Source organism: Metabacillus indicus LMG 22858 (genome assembly GCF_000708755.2).
GTDB lineage: Bacteria > Bacillota > Bacilli > Bacillales > Bacillaceae > Bacillus_P > Bacillus_P indicus.
Map to the genome: position 1 here is coordinate 874862 of NZ_JGVU02000002.1, position 14821 is coordinate 889682.

Below are 14821 nucleotides of genomic sequence, written 5' to 3' on the forward strand. Positions count from 1 at the left end.
ATTTTGCAGGCATCAGACTTTTTTCTGTACACAAAAGACTGTTTTTTCATCATACCAGTCTTTGTTTTTTCTGACAAATATCTGTATAAAATAAGATCGTGCGCGATCTTGCTTACCCTCCCAGATCGTTTCTCGGTTTGCGAGGGTACGATTCACGCCTTTGCTTACCCTCACACATCGTTTTTCGGTTTGCGAGGGTACGATTCACACCTTTGCTTACCCTCTCAGATCGTTTCTCGGTTTGCGAGGGTACGATTCGCGGCCTTGCTTACCCTCCCACATCGTTTTTCGGTTTGCGGGGGTAAGATTCGCGGCCTTGCTTACCCTCCCACATCGTTTTTCGGTTTGCGAGGGTACAATTCGAGACGTTGCTTACCCTCCCATATCGTTTTTCGGTTTGCGAGGGTACGATTCGGGCGCTTGCTTACCCTCTCACATCGTTTCTCGGTTTGCGAGGGTAGGATTCGAGACGTTGCTTACCCTCCCACATCGTTTCTCAGTTTTCCAGGGCATGAATTAAAGATACAGGCTAAAAATGAAAGAGCGCATGCCCGGGGCATGCGCTCTTGTACTATGCATTATGCTTTAGTGTGACTGGCTGATAGATTGCTTCATAATCGGTCCATTTGACGGTTCTTTTTAAGTACTCTTTAAATGAGTAAACAGCGTTTGGTTGCGGTTTTGCAGTGATCTTTCTGAGGAACGACTGCAGACGGCTTTGAACGAGAAATCGGTATTGATTATCTTCCTCCAATACTGGAATATCTGTGATCTTTACCTTATGTCCATTTAACAGCTTGAACTCTAGGCTTTTGAATAACAAGTTATCAATCCTCTTTTTCACCCGTTTCTTATATTATACCCCAACAGCTTTAAGAAATCTGTCTAATTGTGTCAGGAAGAATGAAATTTTTCAGATGAAAAGATGGAACAGGCTGCTGTCTTTTTTCACTTCTGTGTATGGGAATCCTTTGCGGTTCATTCTTTCGATCAGGCCGCTGTAATCTTCCCTTTTTTTCAGTTCAATCCCTACAAAGGCAGGGCCGCTGTCACGGTTGTTTTTCTTTGTATATTCAAATCTTGAAATGTCATCATCCGGGCCGAGCACTTCATCCAGAAATTCTCTGAGTGCGCCTGCTCGCTGAGGGAAGTTGACAATAAAGTAATGCTGCAGGCCTTCGTACATGAGTGACCGCTCTTTCATCTCCTGCATCCGTCCAATGTCGTTGTTCCCTCCGCTTACGATGCAGACAATGTTTTTCCCTTTTATCTGGTCGCGGTAAAAATCCAGGGCGGCAATCGGCAAGGCTCCGGCAGGCTCTGCCACGATCGCATTTTCATTGTAGAGGCTGAGAATGGTCGTGCACACTTTCCCTTCCGGAACAAGTACCGTGTCATCTACAACGGACCTGCAGATGGAAAAATTGGTGTCCCCAACTCTTTTTACTGCTGCTCCGTCTACAAATTTATCAATTTTATCAAGCTCAACCACTTTGCCGGCTGAAATGGATTCCGCATATGACGGAGCTCCTTCCGGCTCAACTCCAATGACCTTCGTTCCTGGGGAAACCTGCTTAAAATAACTGCCGACGCCTGAAATCAGGCCGCCGCCCCCGATGCTTGCAAACACATAGTCCATCTCAGCATCAGCGTCATTTAAAATTTCAAGGGCAATCGTCCCCTGGCCTGCTATCACGTCGAGATCGTCAAACGGATGGATGAAGGATCTGCCTTCGGCCTCGCTGCACTCTCTCGCTTTTTTGTAGGAATCATCAAACGTGTCGCCTGTGAGAATGATTTCAATATGCCCGCGGCCAAAAAGCTCAACTTGTGAAACCTTCTGCCTCGGGGTGGTTGAAGGCATATAGATTTTGCCGTGAATGTTCAGCTGTTTGCAGGAATAGGCAACGCCCTGTGCATGATTCCCGGCGCTTGCACAAACAATACCGTTAGCCGTTTCCTGTTCAGACAGCTGCTTGATCTTGTTGTATGCCCCTCTTAATTTGAATGATCGGACAATCTGAAGGTCTTCTCTTTTCAAATAAACGCTGCATTCATATTTTTCAGAAAGACGCTCGTCTTTTTGGAGAGGCGTGTGGACGATTACATCCTTTAACAAATGGTGCGCCTTTAGGATGTCAGCCACATGAAGTGAGGGTTCAAGATTCATCATTTGTTTCATTCGGAAAATCCTTTCTGCAACTAGAGTTTAATTGAAACATTATATCATGAATATTCAAAATTAAAAGTTATTATTAAAAAATTCACACAATTATTTAACAATGGAGGTTTTATGATGGAGTTTGAATTAAAATCACCAGGCAGCGCCATTCCCTGCCTGGTCACAGCAGACGCAGATAACGGACGGTATATGATCAGGAAAGAGGATACGAGCGGAGAAGTGTTTAACTCCGTGCAAGAACTCAAAGAGTGGATCAGGCTGAACTGGACGGAATCTCAATTTGAAAATCCGAAGCAGTTTACATACATGCTTGAAAATCTTAAAGCGATGGAGCAATAGCTTGCATTTTTATTAATATTCTGTAAAGATGTTTTTATTGGTTCCATTTAGTTGCATTTGGGTGTTATAATGAAACCAATTAGAACATTCAAGGAGCAAACATATGACACTTGAAAAATTGATTGGGGAACACCCGCTGTTTATTGAAAAAAAATCACTTGCAAAAAAAATGGCTGCAAATGATCTGCCCGTCATGCTGGAAGGCCCCGTAGGAAGCGGCAAACAAACATTTGCACACGCGATTCATCTGGCTTCTGAGAGATCTGCCCGCCCTATCGCTTCTGTTAACTGCAGTACATATTCTGAAGCTGCTCTTTATGAGGAACTTTTCGGCTCAGATCAAAGGAGCGGTCTGATCGAATCTGCAGATGGAGGAACTGTTTTCCTTCATGAAATCTCAGGTTTAAGCCTGGACCTTCAGGCTCAGCTTCTGAGAGTTCTTCAGACGAAGCAAACAAAAAGAACAGGTTCTTCAACGTCTGTCCCGTCAGACGTCCGGATCATTGTCTCTTCTTCTCAGGATTTAAAAGCTCTTGTAGAAAATGGAACTCTTCGTCAGGATTTTTATTATCATGTAAATGTACTAAGACTGACGCTTCCTCCATTAAGTGAGCGAAAGACAGACATCCCGCTTCTCTCTGCCTTTTTTATAAAGGAAAGAGGGCATGAGCTGCGCATTGATAAGAGGGTCAGTGAAATTCTTTCAGGGTATCCATGGCCCGGCAATATTCTTGAACTCAGAAACACGATGGACTACTTGCTTACGGTTTGCGACGGCAGATCCATTCAGCTGCATGACCTCCCGAAGGATCCCTTCCTTTCAAAGGAGACGGTGAGCAAAAAAGAACCTAAAAAAACAAAAGATAAGCCCTTGACGATGATGGATAAACAGGAATACCTGTTCATCCTCGAGTCGATCCGGGATTCAAATGAAGACGGGGACCCTGCCAGCAGGAGAACCATTTCCGACAGCAGCAAACAGACAAAAAACCCGCTGACACCCCAGCAGGTCAGGCACAGACTGGATTTTCTCGAAAGAAATGAGTATGTGACAAAGGGCCGCGGACGTGCAGGAACTAAAATAACGCTTGAAGGCCTTGATTTCCTGCAGTCATTGAGCCAGAATCTTGAAACGATTCAAAAGGAGGCAGCTAAAGATGGAATACTCGATTAAAGAAGAAATTGCAAATGCGATCACACATGGAATCGGCGTGCTTCTAAGCATCCCGGCTCTCGTTTACCTGATAATCTATGCCGCTAAATACGGAGATGCATGGCACATTGTCAGCTTTTCCATTTTTGGGGCAACGATGATTCTGCTTTACTTGTTCTCAACACTTCTCCATGCCATTCCGCACAGAAAGGCAAAGGACGTTTTTGAGATACTGGATCACTCGGCCATCTATCTGCTGATTGCCGGAACGTATACTCCGTTTCTCCTTGTTCCGCTTCGGGGAGCGCTTGGATTTACGCTGCTCGGCATTGTATGGGGTCTCGCGATTGCTGGCATTGTGCTGAAGATCTTTTTTGTAAAGCGATTTATCATCCTTTCAACACTTGCCTACATTCTGATGGGCTGGCTCATTATCATTGCGATTAAGCCTTTATATGCCTATTTAAGCCCTGAAGGGTTCGGACTGCTGCTTGCGGGCGGTCTGCTCTATACAATCGGCGCTGTCTTCTACGTCTGGAGAAAGATTCCCTACCACCATGCAATCTGGCACGGATTTGTTCTTGCAGGCAGTGCGGCTATGTTTTTCTGCGTACTCTTTTATGTAACGGATGTGCCATTTATTTAAAAATAGAAACAAAAAACACTCAGGAGGAATTCCTGAGTGTTTTTGCGATGGTCTGCCTTAATTCTTCAGCCGTAGTCTTTAAATCCCGGCCTGTATACTCCTCTGCCTGGACCGGCTTGCAGACAATGACTTTAACTTTTGACGGCTTAAATCTCCATCCGCCCTGTTTTTCCATAATGTCATACGTACCGTCAATCGCAACCGGCACAATCGGAACCCCCGCTCCTGCAGCCATACGGAGAGCACCTGTCTTAAATTCGGCCAGATCGTCCCCTTTGCTTCTTGTTCCCTCCGGAAAAATAATCAGGGAGTGGCCCTCTTTCAGTTTTTCGCTTCCTTCTTTCAAAGACAGCAGAGCCTGGCGTTTATTTTTGCGGTCAACAAAAATGCAGTTCATGACTTCCATCCATTTTGGAAGAAGGGGCAGTTTTTTCACTTCTGTTTTCGAGAGAAATCCTGCCGGTTTTTTAAGCGAACTCATTAAAACCGGTATATCAAAATTGCTTTGATGATTGCTCACAATGAGTACAGGACCGTCCGGCATGTTATGTTCCCCTTCTAGCGTCACCTTGGAACCTGAAGACCTGATTAACGATGCTGCCCAGTTTTTAGGGAGTGTGTGTGCCGCTTCGTCTCTTTTTTCGACGGAAAGACGCGGGTCAAGCTTTTTCACACGGCTGAGTTCCGGCAGGCTGCAGATTAAATAGCCAATTCCGTACAAAACCGTCACTAACATTCTGATCATTAGATTGTTCCTCCTGATGTCCCGATAAGAAGCCTCCCTATTATACGGGAGGCTTTTTTCATTTTCTATTTCTCAAATATGATAAATTCATAATCATACGGATTCTTCTCGTCTTTCGGCCCTTTTTCACGGCTGATGACACGGTAGTTTTCTTCTTTGAATTCCGGAAAAAAGGTATCTCCTTCAAAGGTATCATGAATCTTCGTTATATACAGCCTGTCTGCAAGATGCAGGCATTCTTTGAAGATTTCTGCTCCGCCGATGATGAACAGATTCTTCTCTTGTAGTGACTGGTCACCCAGCACTTCACCCAGCTCATGAATAACCTTTGTGCCTTCCTGAGAGTAATGCTTGTTCCGTGTAAGAATAATATTTTCTCTGCCTGGCAGAGGCTTTCCAATCGATTCAAAGGTCTTCCGCCCCATCAGGACCGGATGGCCGAGCGTCACCTTTTTAAAGTAGGCAAGATCAGCGGGGATTCGCCACGGCAGATCATTGTTGCGTCCGATGAGATGATTTTCATCCATTGCGACAATCATCGAAATCATACGCTGACAGCCCCTTTAATATGCGGATGAGGATCATAGTCTTGAAGTGTGAAATCTTCAAATGAAAAATCAAAGATCGATTTCACGTCCGGATTGAGCTTCATTTTCGGAAGCTTTCTGACATCGCGGGTCAGCTGCAGGTCGACCTGCTCCAGGTGATTTTTATAAATGTGAACATCTCCGAAGGTATGAACAAACTCACCCGGTTCCAGGTCCGTCACATGGGCCACCATCATCGTCAGCAGCGCGTATGAGGCAATGTTGAACGGAACGCCGAGAAAGACATCAGCTGACCGCTGATAAAGCTGGCATGATAGCTTTCCATCGTTTACGTAAAACTGAAAAAAACAGTGGCATGGCGGCAGTGCCATCTTATCGACATCTGCCGGGTTCCAGGCGCTCACGATCAGCCGTCTTGAATCAGGGTTGTTTTTAATCTGATCAATCAGTTTTGCGATCTGATCCACCGTTTCACCATTTGCACCCTCCCACGAACGCCATTGCCTTCCGTATACAGGGCCAAGCTCGCCGTTTTCATCAGCCCACTCGTTCCAGATGCGCACTCCGTTGTCCTGAAGATACTTTACGTTCGTATCTCCTCTCAAAAACCAGATCAGTTCGTGAATAATCGATTTTAAGTGAAGCTTTTTCGTTGTCAGAAGAGGGAATCCTTCGCTTAGGTCGAATCTCATTTGGTAACCGAACGTACTGATCGTTCCGGTGCCTGTCCGGTCTTCCTTTACTGTCCCATTTGAAAGAACATGCTTGCATAAATCCAAATACTGCTTCATTTAAAGACACTTCCTTCGTATTTCATCTAGTGATAATTGTATCGGAAGTCCGCCCCGTTTTCTACCGTTGATTTATAAAGATTCGCGATAAACTGATAAGAAAGCGGCGCCATTTCCTTCAGCTTTATTCTTGTCTCCCTGCTGTAATAATACATCGCAAAGATTTCTGCAAAATACTCTTCCGGAAATCGTTTGAAATAGGTCTGGTCTGAAAACAGCATGCCGGCTTCTTTTTTCCATATATTCAAATAAAGCGGATTGCTTCTGACCCGGGAAAAAACGTTGAGATCTGCAGCATGAGCAAATTCGTGCAGCTCAAGGGACACCGATCCGTGACCCATACCGTATTCACTCATGCCGATTTTCACGTATACTCTGTTATCCTCTGTCATGCCCGGAACGCTTTCCCAGCCTGCTTTTTCACTCCGCCCCTTTGGCGTTAATCCATCCAGATGCTTAAGCCCTTTTTCTTCCGTCAATTTTCCTTCAAACAGCTTAATGACGACACCCTGATCTTTTGCAGCTTTAAGAATGGCAGGATGGATTTGATGAAGGTTTTTCAGCATCTTTTCTGCTTCCTGCTCCTCTATGCTTTGTTCCGGCAAATAAACCATTTCGTTCAGCGGGGAGTCTGCAGGTATCGCTGTTGTTTCCTGAATGAGAGGATGTTCTTTCAGAAGCTGACCGGAGGGGATACTTACGGACGTATAGAAATAAAAGGCAAAAGCTGCTGTAATGGCAAGGCTTGCCAGGATAAGATTTCGTTTCATCACATATGTATACCTCCTTCATTCGTTCTATATACTTATGAAAATAGTAACATACTGAAAAGACCCAGCCCATATACTCTGTCCTGTCACTTTTACGGCGATTCCGCCATATGATGGAAATTATCATGGAAATTAGGTGATCTTGATGAGGATGCTAATAAAGCGGAACATTCCATACAGAGAAAGGCAGCAGCTGACAGAAGAAGTCATTGAAGTTATGACGCTTAAGAGCTACATGGTCCTTGACGGCCTTACTTCAATCGGATTGATTGCGCTGTTTTCAATGCTTTTTATGGGATAGAAAAACAAAATAAAAAAGCCGCACGAATGCAGCTTTTTCACTTTGAAAATTATAAGCCAGTGCTGTTGCTGTGGCTTGATTTTTTGCGGAAGTAGTTAAGAGCGAATGTACCTGCAAACATCACAAGGATGACGATGAAGAATACAGAGTGCTCAATGTGAATGTGCGCTACAGCCAGACCCATTTTAACTGCAATCAGAGCAATAAGAATGTAGGCAGTTGTTTCAAGCTCAGGCACTTTGTCAATCAATTTGAGGAATACGCCGGCAACTCCGCGCATCATAAGTACCCCAAAAATTCCTCCAAGAAGAAGAACCCATACTTCTTCGCTGACGCCGAATGCTGCAAGGACGCTGTCTACAGAGAACGCGATATCCATTAATTCTACTGCAACAACTGTACCCCAGAACGTACCGAAAAGACGGATAAGCAGGCCGTTTTTGTTGATGCCGCCGTGCTCTTCATCACCTTCGGCATTTTCTTTTCGTTTATCCATGAAATATTTAATTGCAAGCCATGCAAGATAGGCTGCACCTAATATTTTTACCCACCACAGTTTAATCAGGAATACCCCGACGCCAATAGCGATGAAGCGGAAGACGTATGCTCCAAGTAAACCGTAAAATAACGCTTTTTTGCGCTGCTTTTCAGGCAAATGTCTTACCATAACAGCCAGTACCAGCGCATTATCTGCTGATAAAAGACCTTCGAGAATAATCAGTGTTCCAATCAGTCCCCATGAAACCGGATCTGTAAGTACCTTAACCCACATATCCCAATCAAAAAAAAGTGCGTATGTTTCAAGCATGCCTTCCAAAATTGCCATTTGCCATTTCCTCCTAAACTTCACATTAACTTTTTCATTATACTGAAAAATAGATTGCTTGTTAAGTATTTTCACCTTTCTTCATGAAAAAGACACTTTTAAGCAGCCTGCCCAACTTAATACGATTGAGCCCGGAAAAGGTTTCAAAAAAAAATATGCACCATAGAGGTGCACAATTTTTATACTGTAGCTTTTGCATCGCGGCCATCCGCTATATCCCTTGCTCTGTGCGCCATTCTGCTTGCTGCGGCAGCGGCAAGTGCAGCCACAAGATCATCGAGAAAGGTATTGACGCGGTTTCCGCCATGTTCATCAAGCGCTTTTATAATGCCGAACTTTTCTTTGTCCAGATATCCGAAATTGGTCAAGCCTATGGAGCCGTACACATTCACGATGGAAAGCGGAATGATTTCATCGATGCCGTAGAGCGGTTCGTCTGTTTCAACAAGATGCTGAAGCGGCTGCGGAAGCAGGTTCTGCTCCGCGAGCTGATCAAGCGCAAGCCCAGTCAGGACGGCATGGACAATTTCCCGCTTGTTCAGAACTCTTTCTACGTTTTCTACACAATCTTCAAGTGTAATGTCAGGGATATATTTCTTCTGCAGCGTCATGACAATCTCTGCGATATCCGTCAGCGCTACTCCCCTGTCATACAGCATTTCTTTTGTTGTTTTCACCATTTCATCAATCGTGTATTTGCCCACTAGACATTGCACCCCTTTAATGTGTCATCCAGTTTGGAGGCATATTCTGATTCCAGTAGATGCTTCCAAGTTCGTGATGCTTCTGAAAAGAATCATGGTGCGTGTGGTAATGAAAGTTAAACCAGTAACCCTGTTTTGGCGGGTGGTCACGGCGAACATGAAATCTTAAGATATCTTCACCGGTTTCTTTGTTATATAGGTGAAAGATTTTTTCGCCCTTCCCGTCAGCAGGCTTTTTAGAAATAACTAGATCCCTGATGTCCTCATCCGAATAGTCTTCCGCATACTCCCTGATGGCTTCTTCCATTTTAGGAAGAATGATCTGCCTGAATTCATCTTCAATTTTAGTGCCGATTTTGTCTCCGAATTTCTCAAAAGACTGAATTTCTGCCGCTTCTAAAAAGGAGGAAATGTGTTCTTCTTTAGACGGGGCTTTCCAGTAAGCGGTTTCATCCTCAAATAAATGTTTTTGCGGAACGTTTAAATTAACAGCAGAATCTTCAGATGAGCGGTTTTCAACTGTCAGGGCTGCAGGAGGCGCAACCATTCCGAAGGTTGCAATTGTAAATAAGATGACAAGCGTTTTACGCATCCATTTGTTCATCATGCCGTGTCTTCCTCCAAGTCTTCCTATAATACTATTATTCTATCATAAATAAATTCTTTATTTATAGAATTTTTTTGCAAAAGCGACCTTCTAATGGTTTTAAATCGGGATGAAAACGTTTAAACTAAAGGGGAAGCTGGAAATAAAAACCTAGAGTGTTTGGAGTGAATCAGAATGGAATCCGTCTTTATTATTGCATCATTCGTGACACTGGCTTATTTTATTTTCACTGAAATTACAGATTGAAAAAAGCTCATGGCTGCTGCCATGAGCTTTTTCGTTTTAACGCTTTTGCTTTTTGGATGCAGAAGATTGTTTTCTTCCTGCCTCAGAAGCCGTTGTTCCCTGTCCTTGTGTTTCAGGTGAACCAAGCTGAGATTTCGATGGATCGCTTTTATGTTTTGACATTGGATGAGCACCTCCTCATCCTATTTTTCACAGATCTTTTGTTTCTATCACACCATAGTGAAATTTTGCTGATTTTCTTTTAAAAACTTGAAAGCCGAGTTGATGAAATGACGGGCTTTTCCAATGATCCTTTAACACAACCCTTTTTGCGGCAACCCTCTTGGCTTCCTTTACGGTGTCCTCCGTTATTGGAGAATACTCACTCAGCGCCCTCAATTGGCCGATTCCATCAGATTCGGTGATAGCTTCTTCAAACATGGGATCGAAGTAAACGACATCGTAAGAATTCGCATCAAGTTCCTTGAGCAAATCAACATGATTCCTGCTTTCAACTTGTATTCTCCGCATGCAGGCATCAAACTCATCCACTCCCGTTTCCCACGTTTCAAGGCCTTTTTCTACGAGATAGGCTACGAGCGGATTCGCTTCCGCTGCTGTTACATTCCCCTTTTCTCCGACTGCATAGCTTGCTGTGATGCTGTCAGAGCCAAGACCAAGCGTGCAATCCAAAAACGTGTCGCCCGGTTTCAGGTCAGCTGCAGCAATTAGGGGATCATGCTCTCCTTTTTGAAGCCTCTTGAGTCTGAACATCGCTGAATTGGGATGAAAGAAAAACGGCTCCATCCCGCCTTTTTTATGCCATTCAAGCCTGTCCTTTCCGACCACTAGCACATCTCCGTGCACTTCTGACAGCGTCTGTACGGACTGTTTCTTCCGGCTGATATAAGCTGCCTTCAGGTCATTCGCTATTCCTTCTGCAAGCCGGATCATGGAAGGATTCGTCCTTCCGGCAGTTGTGACAATCACAGGTTTTCACTCCCATTCAAAGCATAAGCGCCGCGGCCCGTTTCTTCCGGACAGGAGCTCGGGGCTTGCAGACTAGTCAATTTTTCATGACAAAGGGATGCCTGTTTCCAGGCATCCCGAGAATTTTTATTTAGCTGCTTCAAAGGCACCGAGAAGATTTTCCATAATGTTCTCGATCGTGTTTCCTTCGATTTCATGACGCGGGATAAAGTGGACAACTTTATCTCCCTTTAAAAGAGCCATTGATGGAGAAGAAGCTTCCAGCCCTTCAAAGTAGCCTCTCATTGCAGCCGTAGCTTCTTTGTCCTGCCCTGCGAAAACTGTCACAAGGTGGTCAGGCGCATTTTCAGCCTGCATAATCGCCTGAGTGGCAGCCGGTCTTGCAAGTCCTGCCGCACAGCCGCAGACAGAGTTGACTACTACAAGAGTCGTTCCCTGTGCTTTCTCCATGAACGCTTTTACATCTTCTTCAGTCGTTAATTCCTGAAACCCTGCATTTGTAAGCTCTGCTCGCATTGGTTTCACCATTTGACGCATGTATTCTTCATATGCCATTGACATTTGTCATTCCTCCTAAGCCTTCGCATGTAGTAAAAGAATACTACAGGTAGAATGACAATTCAACAGACGGCCCTCAGCGGGTTTTGGCAGGTTCTTTTGCCTCTTCAAATGCATCTGTCACCGCACCCTGTGATGCGCAGGAAACGGTTCTTGCATATTTCCCGAGTACACCGCGGTTTCTGAGAGGTGGAGCCGTCCATGTTAATTTTCTTTCAGCAAGCTCTTCATCAGACACATGCAGATGAAGTTCGCGCTTATCGCTGTCAACCGTAATCAGATCACCATTTTTCACAAGGGCAATCGGGCCTCCGACCTGTGCCTCAGGCGTAATGTGTCCGACAACAAGACCGTGTGTCCCTCCGGAGAAACGGCCATCTGTCAGCAGTGCTACGCTCTCTCCAAGGCCTTTGCCGACAATGATGGACGACAGGGACAGCATCTCAGGCATACCAGGTCCCCCTTTAGGGCCCTCATAGCGGATAATGAGCACATCACCTGCGGTCACTTCGTTTGACATCACAGCTTCTGTCGCTTCAATCTCTGTATCAAATACCTTTGCAGGCCCTGTCATTTTCGTTACTTTCAGGCCGGAAACTTTCGCAACCGCCCCGCTTGGCGATAAGTTCCCTTTTAAAATCACAAGAGGTCCGTCTTTTCTCAATGCCTGCTCAAGAGGATAGATGACGTCCTGTCCTTCTCTCAGGCCTTCCATTTCGCGAAGGTTTTCTTCTACTGTTTTTCCTGTAACTGTCAGACAGTCTCCGTGCAGAAGCCCTTCTTCAAGGAGAAGCTTCATCACAGCAGGTACTCCGCCTGCTTCGTGCAGATCCTGCATAACATATTTTCCGCTCGGCTTCAGATCAGCGATATGAGGCACTTTGCGCTGCAGACGCTCAAAATCCTCAAGCGATAATTCTACGTTGATTGAATGGGCAATGGCCATGAGGTGAAGGATGGCATTTGTTGATCCGCCAAGCGCCATCACGACCGTAATCGCATTTTCAAATGCTTTTTTCGTCATGATGTCTTTAGGGTAAATATCCTGCTCAAGCATACGGTATACGGCCTGTCCAGCCTCATAGCAGTCATTTTGCTTCATTTCTGTTTCAGCCGGATTTGAAGAGCTGCCCGGCAGACTCATTCCCATCGCTTCAATCGCAGATGCCATCGTATTCGCCGTGTACATGCCTCCGCAAGAACCTGCGCCTGGGCATGCATGACATTCGATTTGGTGCAGTCCGTCTTTGTCGATGTCTCCGTTGTTGAATTTTCCGACCCCTTCAAACGCAGATACAATGTCAATATCTTTATCATTTAAGCGGCCCGGTTTAATCGTGCCGCCATATACAAATACTGCCGGCACTTCAGCGCGTGCAATAGCAATCATACATCCCGGCATATTTTTATCGCAGCCCCCGATGGCAACAAATGCATCGAGATTTTCTGCTCCGACTACCGTTTCAATAGAGTCCGCGATGACATCGCGGCTAGGCAGGGAGTAGCGCATGCCTTCTGTTCCCATTGAAATGCCGTCTGACACTGTAATTGTGCCGAAAATCATCCCTGCGCCGCCTGCAGTGTTTACGCCTTTTTTAGCCAGCTGGGCAAGTTTATCAATATGTATATTACATGGAGTTACTTCGCTCCATGTAGAGGCGATGCCAATCATCGGTTTCTGGAAATCTTCATCTTTTAACCCAACCGCACGAAGCATGGCACGGTTCGGCATTCGTTTCATATCGTCGCTGATTACTTTGCTCTTGATTCTCAAATCTTTTTTGCTCACTTACATCACCCCGTTAAATTGGTATTGTTATATACTATAGTCCGAATTCTACTGTATTTCAACAATATTCGAATAATTTCTAAAAATAAAATTTCTGCCATTTTTTATTCAGCTGAAATAGTTTTAGGGAGAAGGCCTATACTAGCTACCAAAGGGGTGACTGCTTTGGAAATTGCGAAAGACATAGGTATTGTAGCGGTTCGAATAGTTACCATCCTCCCGCTTTTATTATTTTTCACTCTTTTTATGGGAAAGCGGTCAATCGGAGAACTGCCGGTTTTTGATTTTTTAGCCATTTTAACACTTGGTTCAGTAGTAGGGGCAGACATTGCAGACCCTGAAATTGAACACCTGCCTACTATCGCAGCCATTTTCATGATTGCGCTTTTGCAGAAGATATTAGCTAAATGGAAAGTTTCAAACAGAAGAATGGAAAATCTCGTAACGTTTGAGCCGAATGTCATTATCGAGAATGGGGTTCTTCTGTCGGATGCAATAAAAAAGAATCAATTCACAATCGATAATGTTCTAGCTCTTTTGAGAGAAAAAGACATCTTTCACCTTTCTCAAGTAGAACTTGCAGTCATTGAAGGCAGCGGTAAACTATCTGTCTTTAAAAAAACAAGCGGCCCTGTCATTAAAGAAGCCGGATTTCCATTAATCGTTGAAGGGAAAGTCTTTGACGAAGTACTTGAATTTTTTGAAACTGACAGGAGTTGGCTGGATGGCGAGTTATTAACGCAAGGTTTTGAATCTACGGATGACGTTTTTTTTGCTTCTATTACTAAGAACAAATTTCTTCAGGTCAGCCCAAAACATGCCCAAGCAGCCAATTATCCTCCTTTCCTAATATAAATCATCAGCAAAAAAAAGCGATTTCTGAGTGAAATCGCTTTTTACTGCTTTTCAGTCAATATAAGAGGCCCATCTTTCGTAATGGCCACAGTATGCTCATATTGGGCTGAAAGTTTTCCGTCAACTGTGCGGGCAGTCCATCCGTTATCGTCCATTTTTGAATACCACGTTCCGGCGTTCACCATGGGTTCAATGGTAATGACCATTCCTTCTCTCAGTCTTAATCCTTTGCCTGGCATCCCGTAGTGCAGAACAGTAGGTTCCTCATGGATGCTCGGACCGATGCCGTGGCCGGTAAAATCTCTCACAACCGAGAAAGATTCACCTTCTGCATAGTCTTGAATGGCATGCCCAATATCCCCAAGCCTGTTGCCGATCACTGCCTGCTCAATCCCTTTATACATGGCCGTTTTTGTGACATCCATTAATTTCAGCGCCTGATCGGACACATTTCCCACTGCATGTGTCCACGCCGAGTCTGCAAGAGCACCGTTTAAATTCACGACAAAATCAATCGTTACAATATCACCATCATTTAGGGGCTGATTTCTCGGGAAGCCGTGGCAGATTTCGTCATTGATCGATGCACACGTGGCAAACTCGTAGCCTTTATAGCCTTTTTGCTCAGGGACCGCTCCGTGGTCAGCAAGGTACTTATCCACGAAGGAATCGATCTCAAGTGTCGTTACACCTGGTTTCAACAGCTTTGAAACCTCTTTATGGCACAAAGCAAGCAGCTTTCCCGCTTCGTGCATCCGGCTGATTTCTCTTTCGCTTTTTAGAATAATCATC

General features: G+C 44.7%; 19 protein-coding genes. 5 read left to right on the plus strand and 14 right to left on the minus strand.

Annotated features, from left to right (window positions below; genetic code table 11):
- Positions 1-571: 571 nt before the first annotated feature.
- Positions 572-823: a DUF2535 family protein gene (locus AZ46_RS07600; protein ID WP_029280475.1), complete on the minus strand. Its 252-nt coding sequence runs from the start codon at positions 821-823 to the stop codon at positions 572-574.
- Between the two features lie 90 nt (positions 824-913).
- The gene (gene ilvA, locus AZ46_RS07605) at positions 914-2182 is read right to left on the minus strand and encodes a threonine ammonia-lyase IlvA (RefSeq protein ID WP_029280473.1); all 1269 of its coding nucleotides are present in this window, start codon (positions 2180-2182) and stop codon (positions 914-916) included.
- Between the two features lie 114 nt (positions 2183-2296).
- On the opposite strand from ilvA, the gene AZ46_RS07610 reads away from it, so the two are divergent.
- From AZ46_RS07610 to trhA, 3 genes are all read left to right on the plus strand, one after another.
- Positions 2297-2521: a hypothetical protein gene (locus tag AZ46_RS07610; RefSeq protein ID WP_029280471.1), complete on the plus strand. Its 225-nt coding sequence runs from the start codon at positions 2297-2299 to the stop codon at positions 2519-2521.
- A gap of 103 nt (positions 2522-2624) precedes the next feature.
- On the plus strand, positions 2625-3695 hold the full coding sequence (locus AZ46_RS07615; RefSeq protein ID WP_029280470.1) for a sigma 54-interacting transcriptional regulator: 1071 nt from the start codon (positions 2625-2627) through the stop codon (positions 3693-3695).
- Positions 3679-4320: a PAQR family membrane homeostasis protein TrhA gene (gene trhA / locus AZ46_RS07620; protein WP_029280469.1), complete on the plus strand. Its 642-nt coding sequence runs from the start codon at positions 3679-3681 to the stop codon at positions 4318-4320. The genes AZ46_RS07615 and trhA overlap by 17 nt, the downstream gene beginning before the upstream one ends.
- A gap of 19 nt (positions 4321-4339) precedes the next feature.
- Here trhA and AZ46_RS07625 read toward each other — a convergent pair whose 3' ends face one another.
- From AZ46_RS07625 to AZ46_RS07640, 4 genes are all read right to left on the minus strand, one after another.
- The gene (locus AZ46_RS07625) at positions 4340-5065 is read right to left on the minus strand and encodes a lysophospholipid acyltransferase family protein (protein WP_029280467.1); all 726 of its coding nucleotides are present in this window, start codon (positions 5063-5065) and stop codon (positions 4340-4342) included.
- Positions 5066-5130: 65 nt separating this feature from the next.
- A complete protein-coding gene (locus AZ46_RS07630) occupies positions 5131-5613 on the minus strand; it encodes a dihydrofolate reductase (RefSeq protein ID WP_029280465.1) in 483 nt (160 codons plus the stop codon).
- Entirely contained in the window at positions 5610-6404 is a 795-nt protein-coding gene (locus AZ46_RS07635) for a thymidylate synthase (RefSeq protein ID WP_029280463.1), read from the minus strand. Before AZ46_RS07635 ends, AZ46_RS07630 begins: the two co-directional genes overlap by 4 nt.
- A 26-nt stretch (positions 6405-6430) precedes the next feature.
- A complete protein-coding gene (locus AZ46_RS07640) occupies positions 6431-7174 on the minus strand; it encodes an anthrax toxin lethal factor-related metalloendopeptidase (protein ID WP_328286781.1) in 744 nt (247 codons plus the stop codon).
- Positions 7175-7319: 145 nt separating this feature from the next.
- Between AZ46_RS07640 and AZ46_RS21900 the strand changes: the two genes are divergently transcribed.
- Positions 7320-7475: a hypothetical protein gene (locus AZ46_RS21900; protein ID WP_158001626.1), complete on the plus strand. Its 156-nt coding sequence runs from the start codon at positions 7320-7322 to the stop codon at positions 7473-7475.
- Between the two features lie 49 nt (positions 7476-7524).
- Here AZ46_RS21900 and AZ46_RS07645 read toward each other — a convergent pair whose 3' ends face one another.
- From AZ46_RS07645 to ilvD, 7 genes are all read right to left on the minus strand, one after another.
- Complete coding sequence (locus AZ46_RS07645) at positions 7525-8301, minus strand: TerC family protein (RefSeq protein ID WP_029280460.1); 777 nt, start codon at positions 8299-8301, stop codon at positions 7525-7527.
- A 179-nt stretch (positions 8302-8480) separates the two neighbouring features.
- Positions 8481-9005 carry a phosphatidylglycerophosphatase A family protein gene (locus tag AZ46_RS07650; RefSeq protein WP_029280458.1) on the minus strand — a complete coding sequence of 175 codons (525 nt, stop codon included), beginning with the start codon at positions 9003-9005 and terminating at the stop codon, positions 8481-8483.
- 16 nt (positions 9006-9021) lie between these two features.
- Positions 9022-9609 (minus strand): YpjP family protein, encoded by a 588-nt coding sequence (locus tag AZ46_RS07655; RefSeq protein ID WP_029280456.1) that lies wholly within the window; start codon positions 9607-9609, stop codon positions 9022-9024.
- Positions 9610-9894: 285 nt separating this feature from the next.
- Positions 9895-10020 carry a YuzL family protein gene (locus AZ46_RS21725; RefSeq protein WP_152554731.1) on the minus strand — a complete coding sequence of 42 codons (126 nt, stop codon included), beginning with the start codon at positions 10018-10020 and terminating at the stop codon, positions 9895-9897.
- A 27-nt stretch (positions 10021-10047) separates the two neighbouring features.
- Positions 10048-10827: a class I SAM-dependent methyltransferase gene (locus AZ46_RS07660; protein ID WP_029280454.1), complete on the minus strand. Its 780-nt coding sequence runs from the start codon at positions 10825-10827 to the stop codon at positions 10048-10050.
- A gap of 126 nt (positions 10828-10953) precedes the next feature.
- A complete protein-coding gene (locus AZ46_RS07665; protein WP_029280452.1) occupies positions 10954-11388 on the minus strand; it encodes a BrxA/BrxB family bacilliredoxin in 435 nt (144 codons plus the stop codon).
- A gap of 73 nt (positions 11389-11461) precedes the next feature.
- Positions 11462-13174 (minus strand): dihydroxy-acid dehydratase, encoded by a 1713-nt coding sequence (gene ilvD, locus AZ46_RS07670; protein ID WP_029280450.1) that lies wholly within the window; start codon positions 13172-13174, stop codon positions 11462-11464.
- Between the two features lie 156 nt (positions 13175-13330).
- Between ilvD and AZ46_RS07675 the strand changes: the two genes are divergently transcribed.
- On the plus strand, positions 13331-14029 hold the full coding sequence (locus tag AZ46_RS07675; protein ID WP_412768600.1) for a DUF421 domain-containing protein: 699 nt from the start codon (positions 13331-13333) through the stop codon (positions 14027-14029).
- Between the two features lie 41 nt (positions 14030-14070).
- On the opposite strand, the gene map is transcribed toward AZ46_RS07675, so the two are convergent.
- Entirely contained in the window at positions 14071-14820 is a 750-nt protein-coding gene (gene map / locus AZ46_RS07680) for a type I methionyl aminopeptidase (RefSeq protein WP_029280446.1), read from the minus strand.
- Between the last annotated feature and the right edge of the window lies 1 nt (position 14821).